We start from the raw sequence: 21954 nt of genomic DNA on the forward strand, positions 1-21954 counted from the left end.
TACTAATTAATTATGAAAAAATATATAATATTATTATCATCTGTGCTTATCGTAAGTTGTGCATCAGATGAAAAATACGAAAATTTAAATAGAGACCAAAACGGTCTTAGTCAAGCGTCTTCAGAAGCTTTATTTGTATCGGCGACAAAATCACTTTTTGATAGAATGGAAAGCACAAATGTTAACAACAATGTTTTTCGCTTAACATCTCAATATTGGACACAAACGACTTATACAAATGAATCTAATCATGATTTAAACGACAGAAATGTTCCTGCAAATCATTTTTCAGATATCTATCAGAACGTATTATTTGATTTAAAAGATGCTAAGACAAAAGCAAGCACTCCAAATCAAACAGCAATGATTTCTGTATTGGAAGTATATGCTTGGCAAATTCTAGTAGATACTTTTGGAGATGTTCCATACAGTGAAGCATTACAACTAAAAGAAAATCCAACTCCTAAATATGACGATGCAAAGACTATTTATCAAGATTTGATTACTAGAATAAACACAGCAATCTCGACATTTTCTGTTTCTGGTCCTGCTGGATACACATCTGCTGATAAGATTTATGGAGGAAACGTAAACCAATGGTTAAAATTTGCCAATTCTATTAAACTAAAATTAGCAATGCGTATTGCTGATGTTTCATCAATGGCTACTTTATCAAAAACAGCTGCAGAAGAAGCAGTTACTGCTGGTGTCTTTTCTTCTAATACCGATAATGCAACTATTGCTTATGAAGATAATGCTACTAATGCAAATCCGTTATGGTTCGATTTAGTACAAAGCCAAAGAGAAGATTTTGTTGCAGCTAATACAGTTGTTGACATTATGAATACTTTGTCAGACCCAAGAAGACCATTCTATTTTAAAGAAAACTTAGGAGCAGGAGTATATACAGGAGGTCCGTATGGGGACAATAATTCATTCCCATCTTACTCACACATTGGACAATTAATGCATGAACCAGATTTCAGAGGTGTATTATTAGATTATTCAGAAGTAGAATTTATGCTAGCAGAAGCATCTGAAAGAGGGTATACTGTAGGCGGAACTGCTGAATCTCATTATAATGCTGGAATTACTGCCTGTATGAACGATTGGGGTGTAGCTAGTGGTGACATTACTACTTATTTAGCTCAACCAGCTGTTGCATATGCAACAGCTACTGGAACTTGGAGACAAAAAATTGGAGCTCAATATTGGCTAGCAATGTATAACAGAGGTTTCGAAGGTTGGTATGCTTACAGAAAATTTGACACACCAACTATGAATGATGCAGCAATTTCAGGTTTGCCTGTACCTTTAAGATTCACTTATCCTTTATCTGAACAAACATTAAATGTTACAAATTATAATGCTGCTGCTGCTGCAATTGGTGGTGATGAGCAAAACACTAAAATATTTTGGGATGTAAACTAAAAAAAATAGTTTAAATTTTTTAAATATCAAAAACCACCTCTAACGAGGTGGTTTTTTTTTATACATTTGCACTATGGAAAAAGAAAATCAAATTTTTGGAATTAGAGCAATCCTTGAAGCAATTCAAGCAGGCAAAGAAATAGATAAAGTTTTTATTCAGAAAGAGAGTCAAGGAGAATTAATGCAGGAACTCATGAAAAGCATGAAAAAAAACAACATCAATTTTTCATATGTACCTGTAGAAAAATTAAATCGCTTAACATCAAAAAACCATCAAGGTGCTGTAGCATCTATATCTCCTGTTTCATTTCACGATATTGAGACTTTAATTTCGAATACATTAAATTCAAACAAAACACCTCTTTTTCTAATCTTAGATCAATTATCTGATGCCAGAAATTTTGGAGCCATCATAAGAACTGCAGAATGTACTGGAGTTAACGGTATCATTGTTCAAAAGCAAGGTTCTGCTCCCGTAAACGGAGACACCGTTAAAACTAGTGCTGGAGCAGTTTTCAATGTTCCTATTTGTAAAGTTGAGCACATTAAAGATGCCATCTATTTTTTACAAGCAAGTGGTATTCAAACGGTTGCTGCAACTGAAAAAACAGAAAACACTATCTATGATATTGATTTTTCTGAACCGATTGCAATAATAATGGGTAGCGAAGATAGAGGAGTAAATCCTTCTGTTCTTAAAATTGTAGATCATAAAGCGAAATTACCAATGTATGGCACAATTGAATCGCTAAACGTATCTGTGGCTTGTGGTGCTTTCTTATATGAAACAGTTAGACAACGACTAGCTAAATAATCATTTCTTTAATCCAATAAATTCGTAAATTACTTTCAAAGAGGAGGAAAAATAATCTTTTATTAAATCCTCTGGCTTTGGCTGTGGGTTAAAATTACCATTTTCATCAAAATTTTTTATAAATGGATCATTTTGCGGGTTAAAATCAGGTTTTTCCCAATCATAAACTATTTCTTTTGCAAATTGAGGTGTTTTCATCACTAATGCCATTGCAATCCCTGTTAAAAAACCACTCAAATGACCTTCCCAAGAAATGCCTTTTTCAACATCAGGGAACATATACCAAACCATCCCACCATACAATAGTACTATTAGAAACGACAAAGCTAATAATCTATAATATTTGGTAAAAATACCTTTAAAGAAAATAAAACTAACTAAAGCATAAATTAAACCACTAGCACCAATATGATAACTCGGTCTTCCAAGCAACCAAGTACCTAGACCTGAAAAAACAACCCCAAAAAACAACACTAATATTGTTTGTTCTCTATAAAAAAACCTAAGTAAAGCTAACAAAACCAATAACGCCAAAGAATTATTCACCAAATGCTGAAAGTCTCCGTGCAAAAAAACGCTAAGAAAAATCCCCTTTACACCGAATGATTCCCTAGGGTAAATTCCATAATGCGAAAAACTAATTTTTAAATAGCTTTCAATCCAAAAAACAATCCATAATAGCAAAACAAAAAGCAAAGGCAACAATACTACCGAAGGGGTAAAAACAAAAGATTTATTTAAAATATTTTTTCTCATAGGTAAATTGTTTTACTTTTTTATAAAATTGATTTATATCTTATTACTGTAAACAAAATATAACTTTAAATTGATTTTATATCCTTCAAATATAACACCAAAAAAATTGTTATGCTTTTTTGTCAGAAAAATGTAATTTTACAGCATGGAAGCACCTTTAGCAGAAAGAATAAGACCAAAAAGTTTAAACGACTATGTTAGCCAACTACATTTAGTTGGTGAACAAGGTTCTCTAATACATCAAATAAAAAAAGGAATTTTACCTAGTTTAATTTTATGGGGACCGCCTGGAACGGGTAAAACGACTCTTGCACAAATCATGGCAACAGAGAGCAAACGCCCGTTTTATCAACTTAGTGCTATACATTCTGGTGTAAAAGATATTCGAGAGGTCATTGAGAAAGCAAAACAAAGTGGTGGCTTATTCACGGCTAAAAATCCGATTTTATTTATAGATGAGATTCACAGATTTAGCAAATCTCAACAAGATTCTTTACTTGCCGCAGTAGAAAAAGGTTGGGTAACACTAATTGGTGCTACAACTGAAAATCCAAGTTTTGAAGTCATCCCAGCGTTATTGTCAAGATGTCAGGTCTATATTTTAAATGCTTTCACAAAAAAAGACTTAGAAGCGTTACTATTCAGAGCGATCGAAAAAGATGAAATTTTAAAAACAAAAAATATCATTCTAGCAGAAACTGAAGCTTTAATACGCTTATCTGGAGGTGATGGTCGTAAATTATTAAATATATTTGAATTGGTCGTTAATGCTTCAAATGAAGATAAAATTACGATAACCAATGAGCTCGTCACCCATCTTGTTCAAAAAAATACTGTTCTTTATGATAAAACAGGAGAACAACATTATGATATAGTATCTGCTTTTATAAAATCTATTAGAGGTAGCGATCCAAATGGTGCTTTGTATTGGCTAGCACGAATGATTGAAGGCGGTGAAGATGTTAAGTTCATTGCTAGAAGATTATTAATTTCAGCTAGTGAAGATATTGGGAATGCCAATCCAACTGCTTTAATAATGGCTAATAATACATTTCAAGCTGTTTCTACTATTGGCTATCCTGAAAGCAGAATTTTATTAAGTCAATGTACTGTATATTTAGCTACTTCCGCAAAAAGCAATGCCAGTTATTTAGCAATAGGAAAAGCACAACAATTGGTTAAACAAACTGGAGATTTACCCGTACCCTTACACTTGCGTAATGCACCCACAAAATTAATGAAAGAATTGGGCTATGGTGAGGACTACAAATATTCTCACGACTTTTCAAACAATTTCGTAGAGCAGGAATTTTTGCCTGACGAAATTAAAAACACAACATTATTTGAACCAGGAGACAATGCTCGTGAAAAGGAATTACGTAATTTTTTAAAAAACAGATGGAAAGATAAATACAATTATTAAAAAAAGCAGTATTAGTACTTAATTATTAATGCTGCTTTTTTATGTATATGTAATATCTTTTTCTTTAGAATTTAACCTCAACGGTTTCCGAGGATAACTTACCTCTCTTATAAAATTCAAAATACCAAATATTGTCTTTCTTATAAAATATACCACTATCGATAATTCCTCTTTCAGCTAAAAATAAATTTTCTACAGATGTTTTCTTTAATTCGAAAATTATATTTGGAACTTTATCTACCAATCTAAATCCATTTTCTGTTGGCAACGCATACAAAGTTGTTTTATTTGAATCGATTAAATCCACAGGGTCTATTATTCCAACAAAGCTCTCTTTGCTTTCAACCGCAACCTCTTCTGTATCTACCATTAAGACATCTGATTTTTTAATCACTTTAGTTTTGCCTTTTAATGAATTTAAAGCTTCTCTCAATGCAACTGTATAAGCCGTTTTATAGTCCTTTTCCCTACTACTTCCTAGCATACTTAACATAACAGTTTTATTGGCACAATCTTTCACCTCTATATTTAAATTAGTTGTGAACATCTTATTGTTTTCAATAACATTAGCATACAAAGCATTACAACGTGCATTTAAAACATCTATAGGTAATTTGTCTGAATCATAAAAAACAGTGAAGCCTTCTGTCTCAAAAAATGATTTTGTTAAACTATTTAATCCGTATTTATCTGCTTCTTTAAAAAAAGAAAATTGACTCGGAACGATAATATATTTGTAGTTTTCTTGAGCACGAACTAAAACAGAAAACAATAAAACAATAGTAAGTATAGTTTTTTTCATAATATAAATTATTTAATAGATTAGGGGCAAAATATTAATATTCTATGGATTACAAATTTAACACTATAAAGTTTCACTTTTACATTGAGCTTAAAATAAAGTCAACTTTTTTATTATAACATCTTTTTCAACTCTAACAAATGATTAATCTGAAACACATCTGTTTTTAGTTGAATGTTTTGTTCATTAAAATAGATAGCGTCAATACCAAAATCTAAAGCACCTTGAATATCGGCCTCTAAACTATCTCCTATCATTATACTTTCATGTTTACTCGCTTTAGCTAAGGATAATGCAAAATCAAATATAGTTGGATGAGGCTTTTTTACGCCTGCTAACTCTGAATTAGTAATAGATGTGAAATAGTGTTTTATTTTTGAATTCTCTAATTTTTTGTCCTGAACTATATGAAAACCATTTGTTACTATATGCAAACTATATTTAGGCTTTAAATATTCCAAAAGTTCAATTGTTCCTTCAAACAAATAATTACTATTTGGTAAATGCTCAATATAAAGATTTGAAATTTGATTTATAGTATTTACTGGAAGTGAGATATTAAATATTTCAAAGACATCGTTTAAACGTTTGAAGCGTAAATCTTGCTGAGAAATTTTATTCATTTGATAGAGTTTCCAATAATATTGATTTCTAGGAATATAATGTTCTAAGAATTGGTCAGTAGAAAATGGGAATTGGTATTCTTTAAAAATTATATCAAAAGCTACTGCTGAATTTTTATCGAAATCCCATAATGTATGGTCTAAATCAAAAAAAAGGTGTTTCTTTTGTGTAAAATCAATATTTTTCATGCTCTCAGTTTGATAATTAGCCCCGATGGAAGCGAAAATCCTGTTTTCGCAATCTTTTTTACTTCTTTTTCATCTAATTTGTTGCGAAAACAGATTGTAGCGAACAGCGGGAATTTTGATTAAAAAAAGCCCAAAAGATGGGCTTCAAATTATTTTCCAGCAGTTATTACTGCATTTTCGATATGATATATCCAATCTTCAACATCGTTATCATTATACCTAAATTTCCCTTTTAATGTAACGTATTGATCTGTTTTCAATTTTGGCAAATCACCTTTAAACTTAATACCCATTAATGTTTCTGGACCAGATTTCCCACAGAAAAAGCAAGCTGCAAACACATTTTTACTAATAGCATAATTTTTACTATCTATTGGAATAATGAAACCGCTAATTGCAACTTCTTTTCCTTGTAATGCTTTTAGTTTCAAATTGATTACAGGAAACATTACTTCTCCATAGAGTTTATCTGCTTTTTTCGTGTAGTCTATTTTTCCTAACAAGCTCCAAGTTAACGTATCAGTAATTACAACTTCTTTATCATTTGAAATTGTGTTTATTTTGTTTAGGTTAAAACTTGACAAAGTGATAACAACAAGTAATGCGATTGAAAATTTAATATAGTTATGCATTTGCTAATGTTTTTGAAATATTTAATTGATATGCTTTTAACGAAGGAATTAATGCTGCCAATATTCCTACTAGTAATGTTAAGACAAACAAAACACCTTCTTTTTCCCAAATGAATTCATATGGGTTAAAACTTAATTTAAAATCTTGTTCTGCTGAGTTTGATATCAACATTAATGCTATTCTACCCAAAATCGTACCAAAAAAGAATCCGACAACGCAAAGTAACAAACTTTCTATCATAATTAGACTTAAAAGTTGAAAACGTTTTGCTCCATTTACTCTTAATAGTGCAAATTCATTTTTGCGTTCCTTTAATGTATTGAATAATGCTATAAAAATTGAAATACCTGAGATTAACATTATACCATAGGCTAGATAACGTAATGCATCAATTCCGATTCCGAACAATGAAAACAGTCTGTTTACCTCTATCGCTGGAGAAGCAGCTTGCATTTTTGTATTTTGAGCAATCATCCTTGGCCAAGTTACAATTCCCATTTTATTTCTAAACTGCAACAAAACTGCTGTAATTTCCATACCTGGTTCATCGATTGACATGTCTTTTTCTTTATGCTCATGATTGTGCTCCTCATGATCGTGTTCGTGTTGCATATGCTCATCTCCATCTTCATGAATATGACCTTCTTCTCCATGCTCTGGATTATGCACTGCCATATCTTCATGACCGCCATGCATTTGCCAAACACTTGGAATGGTACATAGAATTAGATTATCTACAACTTTACCTGTTATTTTTGAAATACCAACTACTTTATATGCATAATGATCATGCACTTCTCCTTCAGCTGCATCTCCGTGTGATCCAAAAAAAGTATCTCCAATCTTTAAATTTAATTTCTGAGCAATTTCTCCTCCAATTACAACTTCAAAGTTCTTTTGATATAACCTTCCCTCTGAAAGCGTTGCTTGATATTTTTCCAAATAATCATGAGTAGTTCCTAATATTTTATATCCTCTATAATTATCACCAAATGCTAAGGGAATAGCTTTTTTCACAAAAGGATTTTGCATCCATACTTTTGCAGAATCATAACTTATATTACCTGTTGGAGCATCTACTTGATATACAGAAGAAAGTATTAACTGTAGTGGGCTTCCTTGTGCACCAAGAACTAAATCTACTCCATCAATGTTATTTGTAAATTTTTCCTCAAATTGTTTTTCAAGTAGTACTAAAACGGTAATTATCGCAACACTAGAAGTTAAAAGAATTATACTTAAAATGGTATTCAATGGCTTAAACCAAATATTTCGCCATGCTAACTTTATGATCATATTACACTAACGTTATTCGGTTACTAAATTTTTCTTTTATTCTATTATCGTGAGTGACAATAATTAATGCTGCTTTATATTCTTTAGAAAGCGATGTTAAAAGTTGAATTACTTTCTCAGCATTTTTATCATCTAAACTTGAAGTTGGTTCATCTGCTAGAAGAACTTTCGGATCATTCATTAACGCTCTCGCTATTGAAACTCTTTGTTGTTGCCCAATGCTTAACTGATTCGGCAATTTATTAGCATGCGAAACTATATCTAATTGTTCCAATATTTTTTTTGCTCTTGTTGTATTTTTTTTTCCAGTTGCTAACCAACTTGCCATTTCTAGATTTTCTAAGACTGTTAAAGCACTTATAAAATGAGATTTTTGAAAGACAATCCCAATATTTTCTCCACGAAAAGCATCATTCTTTCGCTCTGACAAGGCGACAATATTTGTCTTATTAATTTCTATACTTCCTGTAGTTGGTTTCAATAAGCCTGCAAGAATATGTAAATAGGTTGTTTTCCCTTTTCCAGAATCTCCCGTTATTAGAATAGTATTTCCTGCTTCACAGTATAAATCTGGTAAGTGAAACAACTGTTCTTTATTGTACGAAAATGTGATGTTTGTAGTGCTTATCATTTTTGATATGCTTTTGTTTTTATAGTGTTGCAATATAGCAAAACATAAGGAATTTATTTCTTAATCTTTTCTAAAAATTTGGTCGTTGCGGTTTTATGAAAACTATATTAATAACCGAAACAATAACTAATCACCACAACGAACCAAATTATTTTTTTTAATGTCTATGATTATTAAAATTTAAAATGTGTCCAAAAATCATCCCTAAACCTCCTACATATAACAACATGGAATGTTCATCGGTAATAATTGTTAAAATGATGCTAAAAAAAATTAAACACATTGAAAGTAACAAAATGACTTTTATATATCTTAAAGTATTAGTTTTTATTATTTTTACAACTGCAAATAGACCAATTGAAGCAAAAAGTAAATCAATCCAATGATTGTGAGAAATACCAATTGGAATTATTGAAATGAAAGGAAAAACTAAACAGTGTATTAAACATAATGTAGCACTAGATATTCCTAAATAATCGAGAGATTTTGTGATTTGACTTTTCATTTCTTATATTTATTAAACGCAACACTGTTGCAAATATATAATAAAAAAACGAATATAAATGGAAAAAAAAATAAAACGTGAAAGAAATTCTTCAACAAAACAGAATATTCTATTTCTATTAAACGAAAAAAAGGAGGCACTTACTCACAAAGATTTTCAAGAGTTTTTTGAAAACACAGTAGATAGAGTAACAATCTACAGAGCATTAGACCGACTTGTTGATGAAGGGAAATTACATAAAATCGTAAGCCTAGAAGGCGTAATTCAATATGCAATTTGCAAGACATGTAATCATGAACATGAAACACATTCGCATAATCATGTTCATTTTTCATGTGTTAAATGTGAAAAAACAATTTGTTTAGATGAAATTAAACCGCAAATAAAACTTCCAAAAGGATATACAAATCAAGAAATGCAATTATTAATTTCTGGAGTTTGCGCAGATTGTAATGTTTAATTATTTAAAAATTCTTTTATCAAAAGGAAAATCTTCTTGATGTATAATTTTTATTCTATGAAAATCTTCATGATAAGGATTTAAAAGATAATTATAATCTCCTTTTACAACTGCAGAAGGCACTTTCATCACACAACTTTTTTTATTTCGGATGAATTCATCTCCCATTTTCTGAGTATCTATGAGCTCTGGAAAACTATTCCAACCTAAAGGCAATTTTTTAACATTAATTTCTTCAATGTATATATCATCTGGAATAAAAACAGTTAACATCGCAAAACCACTTGGTAAGGTAGCCAAAGTGACATGCACAACCACTTCTGCCATTGCCAAAGCTCTACTTTGTGCAGTATAAATCACTTCATTCCCTTTAGAATTCCAACGAGCTCCAGTAATTGAAGCTCCAATTCCAGATAATTCTATTGGATATTTTTTATTAGCCAAACGAAATACTTCCATTACACAAATATTCCGTATTGAATTTTATTCAATTCATTAATTACCATTTCTTTACCATAGGAATCTTTTAATAATTCAAAAGGTTGCAAATTCCCTAAGGCGAAATTTGGTGTATTCAACCACAAATAGAATTGTTCCTTTGAATCAAAAACTTCTTTTCCTAACGCTGTAACTTCGGCTAACTCAAGAATTTTTTCAGTTGGAATAGGATCAAAAACAAAGTCTTTTTTTAATTTATTTCTTTGAAGCGTTCGTATAGAAACACCAAGAAACTCAGCCCAATCTTCTTCGTTAAAAGGAGTACGCTCTTTAATTAGGTCATATATTTCATATGGCAATCCTCTTCTAATAGAATGCACTATTAACATTCTATTAGATAAGAATTTTTTATAAGTTATATTTTTATCTACAACCGTTAATGCAGATTCTTTTCCTACTTTAGATACATACATTCGTACGGCTTTATCTATATCTACATCTGAATTGGCTACAAGTTTAGTCATAATACAGTCATTTGTCAGTAAATTTACGACAATTGTCCATTAAAAACAAAAATATAACGTTATTTAACAGAACCCGTCTCTAACCAATAAACACAATCTCTAAAAACCTCATTCCAATTATAGCTACTTTCCAAAGGGTTTCCTTTGTCATCAAATTCCTTCTTAAAAAAATTATGATCATAATCGGGATATGCCTTAATAAAAAAATCTTTTTTTTCTTTTAATAAAAAAGGAAGCAAATCATTATGAAAAGCAACTATATCATTAGTCCCATAAACAACCAATACTGGACATTCACTTTTTTTTAAGCTATTAAAAGCTAACTCGGAATTATAACTTGACCAATTATACAAATCCGTATCGTTTCTATATTTTTCAATACTTTCAATACTAAGAAAATCTTTAGTAATATTATTGATAGCATTTTGAAAAGTGGAATCATTATTTTGAGTAAAACTTTCTAATCTATATTTTAACATTTCTTCTGTTGATCTATTGAACGGATCAGCAGACATACAAACTAATTTAGTGATTTTCTTATTATTTTCAGACAATTTCGCTGCAACACGATACCCTTCGGAATGTCCTATAACATAAACAGCTTGTTTATTAACCCATTTTTGTTTTTGCAAAAAATTCAAGACCTCTTTTGCTTGTTGCACTCTATATGTAAGATTGTCGTGTTTTAAATATTCTAACGGTATATTGCCATTTGAATCTTTGTAACCATTTGAATCTTTTTCAAAATCGCCAATTAATGGAATTCCTTTTCTTGCTATTAGAATTAAATTATATTTAGACAAATATTCATCCGTTTTAAAAGGAAATAAAGTAAAAAACTCTTCCTTGTCCTTAAAAATTATGGGCAGTGGCAATGAACCTTGAAGAAAAATTATTGTTGGTTTCTTTATTTGTTCATCATTAATCGATTTTATAAAAACAATTGTATCTGATTTGGTCTTTATTTCAACTTTATTAAACCCTATCTCTTTGAATTGATCTATTTGTCCAAAAGATTTAGACAAAAACAAGAGCAATAAAACAATTAATTTAAAACGCATCGAAAGCATTAATATTCATTATAATCAAATTAGACAATTTTAAAACATACTTTCATCTTTAAAACATTCCTTCATCCACAAAGCTCAAATATCCTTTTTCCGTAATTATCACATGGTCTAAAACTCGAATATCTAAACTTTTACCAGCTTCTTTTATCGTTTTTGTAATTTGTTTATCGGCTTCACTCGCTACTAATTTTCCTGATGGATGATTATGCGTAAGAATAACAGAAGTTGCACTACATTCTAGTGCTAATTTAAAAATTACACGAGTATCTACTACTGTTCCTGTAATTCCTCCTTTACTAATTTGACTTTTATTGACTACTTTATTGGCATTATTAAGATAAAGCACCCAAAATTCTTCATGGTATAGTTCTCCTATAATGGGTTGCATTATTTCAAAAACAGCTTTACTAGATGCAATACATTTTAATTCATTAGCGTCTTCTAGTCTTCTCCTTCTACCTAACTCTAAAGCTGCTATTATAGAGATGGCTTTTGCTTCTCCAATACCTTTAAATTGAAGCAATTGTTGCACTGAAAGCTTTCCAAGCGAATTTAGATTGTTGTTTGTCATCGCAAGTATCCTCTGACAAAGCTGAACTGCACTTTCATTACGAGAACCTGAACCAATTAAAATGGCTAAAAGTTCTGAATCTGTCAACACAGACTTTCCTTTACGAAGTAATTTTTCACGTGGTCTATCATTTTCGGCCCACTGATTGATTGGCGTGTACATTATAATTTTATTTGGCGTTTATACCAACAAATTAAATCATTTTTTTTAAAGTTTCAAAATAAATATTTTATATAATTTTTCAATATTTTTACGTTGTAACATAAAATATAATAATGAAACATTTCCTTCTTATTTCCTTAATAATAGGCACATTAAGCTGTCAAGAAAAGAAAAATGAAATCAAAATTGCAAATTTAATCACCAATAAGAAAGTATTTATAGTTGAAGAAATACAAAATCCTAAAACTTTTGGAGAAAAACTATCTAATGCTGCTATTGGAATTATTGATCCAGAAGTGGTCTATACCCCAAACTATGTTAGCATAAAATACCCAAATGGTGATGTTCCTCCAAAAACGGGAGTTTGTACAGATGTAGTTATTCGTGCTTATCGCAGATTGAATATTGATTTACAAAAAGAAGTTCATGAAGACATGAAGTCAAATTTTTCAAAATACCCAAAAACTTGGGGTTTAAAAACTACAGACAAAAATATTGACCATAGAAGAGTACCCAATTTAGAAATTTTCTTCGAACGTAAAGGAGAAAAATTGGCAGTAAGCCAAAACCCTTCAGATTACAAAACTGGTGATTTAGTCACTTGGATGATAGCAGATAAATTACCACACATAGGAATTATCACTCACTTAAAATCTAATGATGGAACAAGGCCTATGATTGTTCATAATGTAGGAAGTGGTCAAGTTTTAGAAGACTGTTTGTTTAGTTGGAAAATTGTAGGACATTTTAGATATGGGAAATAATTTTATAGTTATTGCGAGCAACGAGCAATCTAGACAACCACAATACAACATTGAGTTTGTATTATTTGAGCACTTCGTTCCTCGCAATGACGCACTAACCTATCAAGTCTTTAACCTCATCAAAATTTAAGCCTCCATAATTACCGGAACTCATTAACAATAATGCACAATTTTCAAAATTTTGAGAAAAAAGAAATTCTTTAAATTCTGTCGGATTAGTATATATAATTAAATCATCACGTTTAAAAGATTGTGCAATTTGTTCATAAGTCACTTCTTCCAATTGCTTTATTTTAACAGCATCTGGTGAATAAAACACAACTGCAACATCTGCACTATCTAAAGCTCCTTCATATTCTTTTAAGAATTCGGCATTTAAACTGCTGTAAGTATGCAATTCTAAACACGCTATTAATTTCCTATCTGAATATTGATTTTTTACTGCTTTTGTAGTAGCCGATACTTTACTTGGTGAATGCGCAAAGTCTTTGTAAGCTACTTTATCATTGTTTTCTGCAATTTTCTCTAATCGTTTACTTGCTCCTTTAAAGCTTGCAATGGCTTCAAAAAACTCAGCTTCATCTACACCCATACATTGACAAATCCATTTTGCACCTGCTAAATTATTTAAATTATGCGCTCCAAATACTTCTATTGGCATTGGTCCTTCAGGAGTTTCTAACAACGTAATTCCATTCTCAACACTATAATTTGGCGTTTGATAAGGAATTTTACGAATCGGATTTTCAGTGCCTTCTGCTACTGCTTTAACAGCAGCATCTTCTTCGTTATAAATAAGAATTCCTCCTCTAGTAATTTGATTAGTGAAAATCTTGAATTGTTCTACATAATTGTCGAATGTTGGAAACACATTAATATGATCCCAAGCAATTCCTGAGAGCAAGGCAATATTAGGTTGATACAAATGAAATTTAGGTCTTCTATCCATTGGTGATGATAAATACTCATCTCCTTCTAAAACAATAAAATCATTGTTTTCTGTTAGATGAACCATTGTATCAAATCCTTCTAGTTGTGCTCCAACCATATAATCGACTTCTATATTATGATAATGCATTACATGAAGAATCATTGAAGTAATAGTTGTTTTACCATGAGAACCACCTATAACAACACGAGTTTTGTTTTTAGATTGTTCATACAAAAATTCTGGATAAGAATATATTTTCAACCCCAATTCTTGTGCTTTCAATAACTCAGGATTATCCGCTTTAGCATGCATCCCTAAAATGATGGCTTCAATATCTGTAGTGATTTTTTCTGAAAACCAACCCATTTCCTCGGGAAGTAACCCTTTTTTTTCTAAACGTGATTTTGAAGGCTCAAAAATAGCATCGTCACTTCCTGTTACTTTGTATCCTTTATTATGAAGGGCTAATGCTAAATTGTGCATAGCTGCACCACCAATAGCGATGAAATGTGTTCTCATTAAATTAGAAGTTTAAAGTTTGAAGAAATTGTTATTTCTCATAACTTAAATTATTTATTATATTTTTTCGATTCTTCCTCTGCATTTTTTGCTTTTTGAGGAAGTTCCATTTTATTGTATAAATTAATTAAACGCTGATACGCTGTTTTAGAATGTGTTAAATTAACTCCTTGCAAATAATATCTTTCTGCGGAAGCATACCTTTCAAAATATTCATCAATATGCCCTTTTGCCATAACACCATCAATTTTTGAAATAACCATTAATTCATCTGCATATTTTTGCGATTTCTTTTCGCTTCCACCAATTATTGCAGGCAATTCAAGATATAAAATAAGCAAAGCCCATCTAGTATCTGTGTGTTTGGAATCTAATTTTGCAGCCAATTTAAAAGCATTTTCAATATCATCTATCATACCTAAAGCCTTAAATTTATTACTTTCTTTTGCTTTCATTCCCATTGCCCCACCAAATTTGTAATGATAATTAGCTGTTTGTGGAAATTTCTCTTTTAGGTATTTATATTTTTCAATTGCTTCGTCCCATTTTTTATAGTAACCCGCAATGTCCCCTACATACTCCATTGCTTTATAATCATTTGGATTAGATTTCAAATGTGCTTCAAAATAAACTTTGGCCTCATTGTATTTTTTCTGATTAAAAAGTTTTTCTCCTTTCTCAAAATTAGTTTGAGAAAAGACAAAAAAGGGCAAAAAGAACAAAATGAATTTATACATAGCTGTAAAATTTATTCAAAATTAAGAAAATACAATGATTTAACCTTGAGTAAAAAAATATTTATCTTAGCAGAAGATTTTTTTTACAAACAATCCAACCTTTTCCCATTTTTCACACTCTATACTAGAAAGCCTATTCCATGAAAAAATATTTTATCCTTTTATTTCTTCTTATTTGTACTACTCTATTTTCTCAATCCAATTATGACAATGAGTGGAAAGAAGTCTATCAACACGAACTAGATGGAAAAACACGTTCCGCATATGAAAGTGTACAGAAAATTTACAAAAAAGTAAAGCGCAAAAAAGACGACATCCAAATTATAAAGTGTTTTTTCTATACTTCAAAGTTCACACTTGCACTTGAAGAAGAGGCTCAATCTAAAATAATTCAGAACATTACAAGGGAAATAAATGACGCTAACGGAAACTCGAAAGCCATTTTGAATCACATTTATGCTTCCTTACTAAAAGACTACTACAATCAAAATAGGTATAAAATTAGACAAAGAACGAGCATCGAAAATGAAAACAATACTAATTTTTTACTTTGGAGTGAAGCAAAATTCGAATCAGAAATTATAAAACAATTTGAATCTAGTTTGCAAAATAAAAACGAATTACAACAGCAAACTATTACTGACTACAATGAAACTTTTATTATTTCTCCAGATATAGACGGTAAAAACTATACCTTATATGATTATTTATGGAATGAATATTTCGACTATTTAAAACGTAAAAATAGCAATTGGGAAATAAAACAAACTTTTGAAAACAATGCTATTATTGAAAAATTATATAGTACTACAGAACATTTTATTAGTCTTTCCACTACTCCATTCCACGACTCAAACTTCAAGAGAGTTATTGAATTATTTCAAGAAAAAGAGAAATTATATGCCACAGAAAACATAAAAAAAGCAAACAATACTTATAGTGATCGATTGAATTACATTCATGCTATTTTCCAGAATAATGATTTGTATATTCAAAATTTAAAATCACTTGAAGCAATAACGAATGATAAACATTTACAGCAACAATTAAAAGTCGATAGAGCTACCTATTTTTATTCTATTACCAATAAAAATTCAGAAAAAAATTACTATGACAAAGTTTTAATTATTTGTGATTCGGTTTTAAAATCTAGAATAAACAACAATGCTTTGGCTGATGCTGAAAAATTGAAATTCAATATTCAAAGAAAATTTTTAAATATTCAAATTAAGAAAACATTATATGACAATGAAAATACTAGAGCTTTTGTAACGTTTAAAAACATCGACACTATAACTATACATTATTACAAAATTTCTAAAAACTTCAAACACTTTGATAAAACTAAAAAATCAGACTCCATTATTAACCAATTTATTTCTAATAACAAAGCATTTAAAAGTTTCGTCAGAGTGCTACCTACTAAAAAAGATTATTTTGAATATACCACCGAAATCCTATTGGAACAAATTCCTATTGGGGATTATATAGTAGTTTTCCAACCAAATAATGATACTTTAGCAAAAAGTAATTATGAATACGAAACAATTACCGTTTCAAATATTGCTTTTATATCAGATGATGATGAAAAACACGACTACTTCTATGCTTCAGATAGAAAAACAGGAAAACCACTTCAAAACATAATCATTAGAAATAATGAAGAAACCAAACTAACAGATGCTTTAGGAAAAGTAAGTTTTAAGAAAAAGAAATATATAAAAGAAAAATCAACTTCTCAATTTTCTACTATTAATTTTATTCAAAAAAACGATACATTAGTTAGTAGTTATAATAAAGGTTGGTTCTATAATCAAAATGATGATGATGAATATGAAGATTTTGAAGCGAAAGCTAAAATTTATTTTGACAGAGCAATCTATAGACCAAGTCAAAAAGTATATTACAAAGGAATCATTATTCAAAACAAAAAAGGAGTTAAAAGTGTCGTTCCTTATGTAACTGTTTTAGTTACTATAGAAGATGCTAACAATACTACTTTAAAAGAATATGAAGTACAAACCAATGAATTTGGCTCTTTTACAGGTGAATTTGATCTCCCAAAAAACATTTTAACAGGTCAATTTTCAATTACAATTGATGAACCGATCAACTATGAAAACGACAAAAAATATTATGACGAAAAAGAAGACGAACACAAATTTTGGGATAATGTAGATTTTGGTTATTATCATAGTGAATTCCATTTCCAAGTGGAAGAATACAAACGACCAACGTTTGAAGTATCTTTTGAAACTATTAAAGAGAATCACACTATCGGAGATACTTTAAAAATTATAGGTAATGCTAAAACATTATCAGGAAGTAATGTTACCAACGCTAAAGTTAACTATACTATTTCTAAAAATGTTTATTTAAAAGAATACACACCTTATTCTAGTAGAAAAGATGTTTCAGGCACCATTAAAACAGATAGTAAAGGTAATTTCACGATTACTATGATTGCTAATGATAGTTTAATTGAAAATCAAAATATTAATACTATAAACTACACCATCGAAGTAGAGGTTATTGATTTGAATGGTGAAACAAGAAGAGCAACTAAAACTATATCCGTTGGTAAAGAAACACTTAAATTAAAACTTTCAACGGATAGCACTATTTATCAAGAAGACGAAAATAGACTAACAATTTCTGCAACTACACTAAATGATTATGCTATTAATGCAAAAGGAAAAATTGAAGTTTACTACAAAGAAAAAAAGCAGTTTTTAAAAGAGCGACAATTTTATAATCCAGAAACCCAAACCATAGATAAAAGTGAGTTTACTGAATTATTTCCAAACGAACCCTATGATAAAAACGAATCCGAATTAAAAAAGGTTTTAGTACAAACTATTTCTTTTGATACAAAAAACGGAAATACTGTTTCCTTAGATTTCTTAAAAAACTTTAAGAAAGGTGATTATGAGTTAATTGCGAAAGCAAATGACTCTAAAAACAACAAAATTGAGACTAGTTATAATTTCAAGCTACAATCGAAAATAAATATTTTTGATGAAGCAGTTTTATTCACATTTAAAGATATTACAAACGTAAATAGTGATTATTTCGAATTCGAATTTCAATCGGTTATTCCAGATTTAAGTGTTTTCTCAAGATTTTACATTGGTAAAGAATTGAATAAAGAAATCGTAGTTCAACTTACAAATGGTATTGGAAAACTTAAAATTAAAAAAGAATATACTAGTAAAGAAAACTTTTATTTTCATTTCTCAACTCGATATGACAATGAGACTTTGGATAAAAACTATGAAATTTCAAAAGAAGAGGTAGCTAAAAAATTAGAATTTGAAATTGTAAGTCTTCGCAATAAAATAGAACCAGGAAGTAAGGAAAGTTGGTCGTTTAAAATCCTCAATCAAAAACTAGAAACAGAAGTTTTAGCGAGTATGTATGATAGTTCGCTAGATCAATTTGCAAAAGAAGAATGGGATACAAATTTACGCTTTGACACTAACTACAATTCCCCAGATTATCCTCGTTTTTATGAAGATAAATTCAAATACATCTATTTTAACAAGTTTGACCAAAGCACAAAGTATCATAAGTATTACATAAAAATCCCAAAGTTGAACACATTTGGCTTCAACTTTAATGATTCTAATGGTAAATATTCACAAGAAAAATACCTGAAAACAATTGAACCATTAGCTGAAACTCATAAAAATGCAAAAACTATTACAGGAACAGTTTCAGATGTATTAGGTCCTTTGGCTGGAGCAAGTATAACTGTTCAAGGAACAAAAAGAGGAACAACTACCGATTTTGATGGCAACTTTATCATCCAAGCAGAAGCAAATGAAATTTTAACTATTTCTTATATAGGAATGATTGATGAATATTATACTGTAAAAGATAAAGATGACAACATCAATATTACATTAAAAGAAGATCATAGTGCATTGCAAGAAGTTGTTGTTGTAGCTTATGGAATTAAAAAAGAAACAAAATCTTTAAGCTACACTACAACAACAATTAAACATGACACAATAGACGATAATGCTTTTTTCATAAATTCCGTTAGCGGTTATGTTGCAGGTCTTGAAGTCAAAGGAACACCTGGGGCAAATCTGTCAATAAAAATTAGAGGAATGGGATCAAATTCAGCAAATGATGAAGCTTTAATCATAGTAGACGGTATCCCTATGTCTACAGAAAATTTTGCTAAACTCAAAACTGGAAATATTGATAATATTTATGTTCTTAAAGGAGAATCCGCAACAGCATTATATGGTTCAAAAGCTTCTAATGGGGTAATCATTATCACAACCAAAAAAGCATTACAAGAACTAACACAAATAAAAACAAGAACTAATTTTAACGAAACTGCTTTCTTTTTCCCACAACTACAAACAGATAAAAAAGGTAAAATAAGCTTTAATTTCACTACTCCCGAGTCTTTAACACGTTGGAAATTGCGTTTATTAGGTCATAATAAAGATTTTGAAACAGGCTATTTTCAATCGAATATTATTTCTCAAAAAGACATTATGATCATGCCGAACTTACCTCGCTTCGTGAGAGAAAAAGACACGCTAACCATAGCCGCAAAAGTGGTTAACATGACCAATGAAACAAAATCAGGTCTTGCAATGCTTCTTTTATTTGATGCAACGAATGGTGTAGCAATAGACAGCATTGCCATGAACAGAAATAATACAAAAAATTTCATTTGCAAACCAAAGGAAAGTGTTTCTGTTTCATGGACAATTACAATCCCTGAAAACCTACAAGGGCTACAGTATAAAATCCTTGCAAAATCGGGCAATTTTTCTGATGGAGAAGAAAATATTTTGCCCGTATTAAGTAACAAAATTTTAATCACTGAAAGTATTCCACTTTGGGTGCGAGAAAACAGCACAAAAGAATATGTCTTTGAAAACTTAAAAAGCAATACCTCAACAACGTTACAACATCACTCATTCACATTAGAATATACTTCAAACCCAGTATGGTTTGCTTTACAATCACTACCTTATTTAATGGAATACGAACATGAATGTGCTGAACAAACTTTTTCTCGTTATTATGCAAATACGCTTGCCTCAGAAATAATAAACAAAAACCCTAAGATTGCAACTTTGTTTGAATCTTATAGAAAAGAAGAAAGTCCAAAAAACAAATTAGAAATTAATCAAGAATTAAAATCAATTTTATTAGCCGAAACACCTTGGTTTTTTGATTCTGAAGATGAAACAACAAAAAACAAACAATTAGCTTACTTGTTTGATTTAGCTACTTTAGAAAACAAACAAGAGCAAACCTTAGAAAAATTGGAAGCCAAACAATTACCTTCTGGTGGTTTCCCATGGTTTGATGGCGGCGAAGAAAATACATTCATTACACAACATATCCTTTCTGGAATTGGTCATTTAAACAAATTAATTCCAAATACGAAAACAACGCATGAAAATATAACGTCAAAAAGTATCCCTTATTTAGATCGTAATTTTATTAACCGATTTGAAAAAAACAAAAAGGATTTTACAAATTATTCCTATACAGATGTCCATTTTCTATACACAAGAAGTTTTTTCATTGACCAATATCCTTTATCTAAAAAACTAGATTCAATAGTACAACAGCAATTGAAAGAAGTAAAAGAACACTGGCTTAGTTATTCTTTATATAAAAAAGGGCAATTGGCTTTAGTTTTCAATCGTTTTGGCGATGCCAACATGGCTAAAAAAATGATAACTCATTTAAAAGAAACCGCATCTTTGAATGAAGATTTAGGTATGTATTGGATAGAAAATACTAAAAGTTGGTATTGGCACCAATCACCTATTGAAACTCAATCAATTTTGATTGAAGCTTTTAATGAAGTAACTAACGACATTACATCGATTGATTTAATGAAAGTATGGTTATTAAAAAACAAACAGCATAAAAATTGGTCCACTACCAAAGCCACTACCGAAGCTATTTATGCTATTTTATTACAAGGAAAAAACTGGACAGCCAAAGAAAACAAGACCAAATTTAAAATTGGTAATGAAAAAATATTAAGTCAAAAATTATCTGAAAAGGAGAAAGAAGCTACAACTGGCTATATTAAGATTAACTGGAAAGCAGATGACATAACAACAGATATGGCAAACATTAGCATTCAAAACAAATCAGATGTTCCAAGTTATGGTGGCGTCTATTGGCAATACTTTGAAAACCTTGAAGAAATTAAAGAAAGTACAAATGCGGTTTTAAATATTAAAAAGGAATTATTTAAAAAAGAGAATACTCCAAAAGGATCAGTTTTAAAACCAATTGCAAAAGAAAATATAATTATTGGAGATATCATTACAATTCGATTAGAGATTCAAGCTATTGAAGATTTAGAATTTGTTCATCTAAAAGACCTTAGAGCTTCTTGTTTTGAACCAATAGATGTTATTTCTACACACGAAAGAAGAGATAATCTTTATTTCTATAAAAGCACAAAAGATGTCGCTACACATTTCTTCTTCGACAAGATAAACAAAGGAACATATGTTTTAGAATATGATGTTCGTGTAAATAATTCAGGAAATTTCAATGACGGCATTGCTACCTTACAAAGCATGTATGCACCAGAGTTTTCCGCTAATTCAAAAAACAATGTTGTAAAAGTCTCAAAATAATAACTTTAACATAGTTCTAAATACTCATCTTTTT

19 protein-coding genes are annotated in these 21954 nt (G+C 30.1%); 6 read left to right on the top strand and 13 right to left on the bottom strand.

The window, feature by feature from the left end; translation table 11 throughout:
• The first annotated feature begins 12 nt into the window (after nt 1-12).
• Both ACZ49Z_RS02090 and rlmB read left to right on the top strand, forming a co-directional pair.
• Nucleotides 13-1431: a SusD/RagB family nutrient-binding outer membrane lipoprotein gene (locus ACZ49Z_RS02090; RefSeq protein ID WP_464306538.1), complete on the top strand. Its 1419-nt coding sequence runs from the start codon at nt 13-15 to the stop codon at nt 1429-1431.
• Between the two features lie 73 nt (nt 1432-1504).
• Entirely contained in the window at nt 1505-2245 is a 741-nt protein-coding gene (gene rlmB, locus ACZ49Z_RS02095) for a 23S rRNA (guanosine(2251)-2'-O)-methyltransferase RlmB (protein ID WP_464306539.1), read from the top strand.
• Here the strand turns inward: rlmB and ACZ49Z_RS02100 are convergent, their stop codons facing one another.
• Nucleotides 2246-3001, bottom strand: coding sequence for a rhomboid family intramembrane serine protease (locus tag ACZ49Z_RS02100; protein WP_464306540.1), 756 nt, complete (start codon nt 2999-3001; stop codon nt 2246-2248).
• Nucleotides 3002-3146: 145 nt separating this feature from the next.
• On the opposite strand from ACZ49Z_RS02100, the gene ACZ49Z_RS02105 reads away from it, so the two are divergent.
• On the top strand, nt 3147-4424 hold the full coding sequence (locus ACZ49Z_RS02105) for a replication-associated recombination protein A (RefSeq protein ID WP_464306541.1): 1278 nt from the start codon (nt 3147-3149) through the stop codon (nt 4422-4424).
• A 64-nt stretch (nt 4425-4488) separates the two neighbouring features.
• Here ACZ49Z_RS02105 and ACZ49Z_RS02110 read toward each other — a convergent pair whose 3' ends face one another.
• The 6 genes from ACZ49Z_RS02110 to ACZ49Z_RS02135 form a co-directional block, all read right to left on the bottom strand.
• Nucleotides 4489-5226, bottom strand: coding sequence for a hypothetical protein (locus tag ACZ49Z_RS02110; RefSeq protein WP_464306542.1), 738 nt, complete (start codon nt 5224-5226; stop codon nt 4489-4491).
• 113 nt (nt 5227-5339) lie between these two features.
• Complete coding sequence (locus ACZ49Z_RS02115; RefSeq protein ID WP_464306543.1) at nt 5340-6038, bottom strand: YjjG family noncanonical pyrimidine nucleotidase; 699 nt, start codon at nt 6036-6038, stop codon at nt 5340-5342.
• 149 nt (nt 6039-6187) lie between these two features.
• Nucleotides 6188-6670: a hypothetical protein gene (locus ACZ49Z_RS02120; protein WP_464306544.1), complete on the bottom strand. Its 483-nt coding sequence runs from the start codon at nt 6668-6670 to the stop codon at nt 6188-6190.
• The gene (locus ACZ49Z_RS02125) at nt 6663-7967 is read right to left on the bottom strand and encodes an ABC transporter permease (RefSeq protein ID WP_464306545.1); all 1305 of its coding nucleotides are present in this window, start codon (nt 7965-7967) and stop codon (nt 6663-6665) included. Before ACZ49Z_RS02125 ends, ACZ49Z_RS02120 begins: the two co-directional genes overlap by 8 nt.
• Before the next feature lies 1 nt (nt 7968).
• Nucleotides 7969-8598: an ABC transporter ATP-binding protein gene (locus tag ACZ49Z_RS02130; protein WP_464306546.1), complete on the bottom strand. Its 630-nt coding sequence runs from the start codon at nt 8596-8598 to the stop codon at nt 7969-7971.
• 157 nt (nt 8599-8755) lie between these two features.
• Complete coding sequence (locus ACZ49Z_RS02135; RefSeq protein ID WP_464306547.1) at nt 8756-9103, bottom strand: MerC domain-containing protein; 348 nt, start codon at nt 9101-9103, stop codon at nt 8756-8758.
• Between the two features lie 58 nt (nt 9104-9161).
• Here ACZ49Z_RS02135 and ACZ49Z_RS02140 point away from each other — a divergent pair, with 58 nt between their 5' ends.
• On the top strand, nt 9162-9563 hold the full coding sequence (locus ACZ49Z_RS02140) for a Fur family transcriptional regulator (RefSeq protein ID WP_464306548.1): 402 nt from the start codon (nt 9162-9164) through the stop codon (nt 9561-9563).
• Here the strand turns inward: ACZ49Z_RS02140 and ACZ49Z_RS02145 are convergent, their stop codons facing one another.
• The 4 genes from ACZ49Z_RS02145 to radC are packed head-to-tail and all read right to left on the bottom strand — an operon-like array spanning nt 9564 to nt 12328.
• Entirely contained in the window at nt 9564-10022 is a 459-nt protein-coding gene (locus ACZ49Z_RS02145; RefSeq protein ID WP_464306549.1) for an RES family NAD+ phosphorylase, read from the bottom strand.
• Entirely contained in the window at nt 10022-10525 is a 504-nt protein-coding gene (gene parS / locus ACZ49Z_RS02150) for a type II RES/Xre toxin-antitoxin system antitoxin (RefSeq protein WP_464306550.1), read from the bottom strand. Before parS ends, ACZ49Z_RS02145 begins: the two co-directional genes overlap by 1 nt.
• A gap of 59 nt (nt 10526-10584) precedes the next feature.
• Complete coding sequence (locus ACZ49Z_RS02155) at nt 10585-11586, bottom strand: acyl-CoA thioester hydrolase/BAAT C-terminal domain-containing protein (protein ID WP_464306551.1); 1002 nt, start codon at nt 11584-11586, stop codon at nt 10585-10587.
• A 58-nt stretch (nt 11587-11644) separates the two neighbouring features.
• A complete protein-coding gene (gene radC, locus ACZ49Z_RS02160; RefSeq protein WP_464306552.1) occupies nt 11645-12328 on the bottom strand; it encodes a RadC family protein in 684 nt (227 codons plus the stop codon).
• Nucleotides 12329-12441: 113 nt separating this feature from the next.
• Here radC and ACZ49Z_RS02165 point away from each other — a divergent pair, with 113 nt between their 5' ends.
• Nucleotides 12442-13092 (top strand): DUF1287 domain-containing protein, encoded by a 651-nt coding sequence (locus ACZ49Z_RS02165; RefSeq protein ID WP_464306553.1) that lies wholly within the window; start codon nt 12442-12444, stop codon nt 13090-13092.
• A 94-nt stretch (nt 13093-13186) separates the two neighbouring features.
• On the opposite strand, the gene ACZ49Z_RS02170 is transcribed toward ACZ49Z_RS02165, so the two are convergent.
• Both ACZ49Z_RS02170 and ACZ49Z_RS02175 read right to left on the bottom strand, forming a co-directional pair.
• Entirely contained in the window at nt 13187-14542 is a 1356-nt protein-coding gene (locus tag ACZ49Z_RS02170) for a UDP-N-acetylmuramate--L-alanine ligase (protein WP_464306554.1), read from the bottom strand.
• Between the two features lie 50 nt (nt 14543-14592).
• Nucleotides 14593-15279, bottom strand: coding sequence for a tetratricopeptide repeat protein (locus ACZ49Z_RS02175; RefSeq protein ID WP_464306555.1), 687 nt, complete (start codon nt 15277-15279; stop codon nt 14593-14595).
• Nucleotides 15280-15419: 140 nt separating this feature from the next.
• On the opposite strand from ACZ49Z_RS02175, the gene ACZ49Z_RS02180 reads away from it, so the two are divergent.
• A complete protein-coding gene (locus ACZ49Z_RS02180; protein WP_464306556.1) occupies nt 15420-21920 on the top strand; it encodes an alpha-2-macroglobulin family protein in 6501 nt (2166 codons plus the stop codon).
• Nucleotides 21921-21954: the final 34 nt, after the last annotated feature.

The organism is Flavobacterium sp. KY-23415, assembly GCF_055384985.1.

Bases quoted from the DNA above. Each gene is read 5' to 3' on its own strand.
- ACZ49Z_RS02090 (WP_464306538.1), top strand. From the start codon at position 13: ATGAAAAAATATATAATATTATTATCATCTGTGCTTATCGTAAGTTGT.
- rlmB (WP_464306539.1), top strand. From the start codon at position 1,505: ATGGAAAAAGAAAATCAAATTTTTGGAATTAGAGCAATCCTTGAAGCA.
- ACZ49Z_RS02100 (WP_464306540.1), bottom strand. From the start codon at position 3,001: ATGAGAAAAAATATTTTAAATAAATCTTTTGTTTTTACCCCTTCGGTA.
- ACZ49Z_RS02105 (WP_464306541.1), top strand. From the start codon at position 3,147: ATGGAAGCACCTTTAGCAGAAAGAATAAGACCAAAAAGTTTAAACGAC.
- ACZ49Z_RS02110 (WP_464306542.1), bottom strand. From the start codon at position 5,226: ATGAAAAAAACTATACTTACTATTGTTTTATTGTTTTCTGTTTTAGTT.
- ACZ49Z_RS02115 (WP_464306543.1), bottom strand. From the start codon at position 6,038: ATGAAAAATATTGATTTTACACAAAAGAAACACCTTTTTTTTGATTTA.
- ACZ49Z_RS02120 (WP_464306544.1), bottom strand. From the start codon at position 6,670: ATGCATAACTATATTAAATTTTCAATCGCATTACTTGTTGTTATCACT.
- ACZ49Z_RS02125 (WP_464306545.1), bottom strand. From the start codon at position 7,967: ATGATCATAAAGTTAGCATGGCGAAATATTTGGTTTAAGCCATTGAAT.
- ACZ49Z_RS02130 (WP_464306546.1), bottom strand. From the start codon at position 8,598: ATGATAAGCACTACAAACATCACATTTTCGTACAATAAAGAACAGTTG.
- ACZ49Z_RS02135 (WP_464306547.1), bottom strand. From the start codon at position 9,103: ATGAAAAGTCAAATCACAAAATCTCTCGATTATTTAGGAATATCTAGT.
- ACZ49Z_RS02140 (WP_464306548.1), top strand. From the start codon at position 9,162: ATGGAAAAAAAAATAAAACGTGAAAGAAATTCTTCAACAAAACAGAAT.
- ACZ49Z_RS02145 (WP_464306549.1), bottom strand. From the start codon at position 10,022: ATGGAAGTATTTCGTTTGGCTAATAAAAAATATCCAATAGAATTATCT.
- parS (WP_464306550.1), bottom strand. From the start codon at position 10,525: ATGACTAAACTTGTAGCCAATTCAGATGTAGATATAGATAAAGCCGTA.
- ACZ49Z_RS02155 (WP_464306551.1), bottom strand. From the start codon at position 11,586: ATGCGTTTTAAATTAATTGTTTTATTGCTCTTGTTTTTGTCTAAATCT.
- radC (WP_464306552.1), bottom strand. From the start codon at position 12,328: ATGTACACGCCAATCAATCAGTGGGCCGAAAATGATAGACCACGTGAA.
- ACZ49Z_RS02165 (WP_464306553.1), top strand. From the start codon at position 12,442: ATGAAACATTTCCTTCTTATTTCCTTAATAATAGGCACATTAAGCTGT.
- ACZ49Z_RS02170 (WP_464306554.1), bottom strand. From the start codon at position 14,542: ATGAGAACACATTTCATCGCTATTGGTGGTGCAGCTATGCACAATTTA.
- ACZ49Z_RS02175 (WP_464306555.1), bottom strand. From the start codon at position 15,279: ATGTATAAATTCATTTTGTTCTTTTTGCCCTTTTTTGTCTTTTCTCAA.
- ACZ49Z_RS02180 (WP_464306556.1), top strand. From the start codon at position 15,420: ATGAAAAAATATTTTATCCTTTTATTTCTTCTTATTTGTACTACTCTA.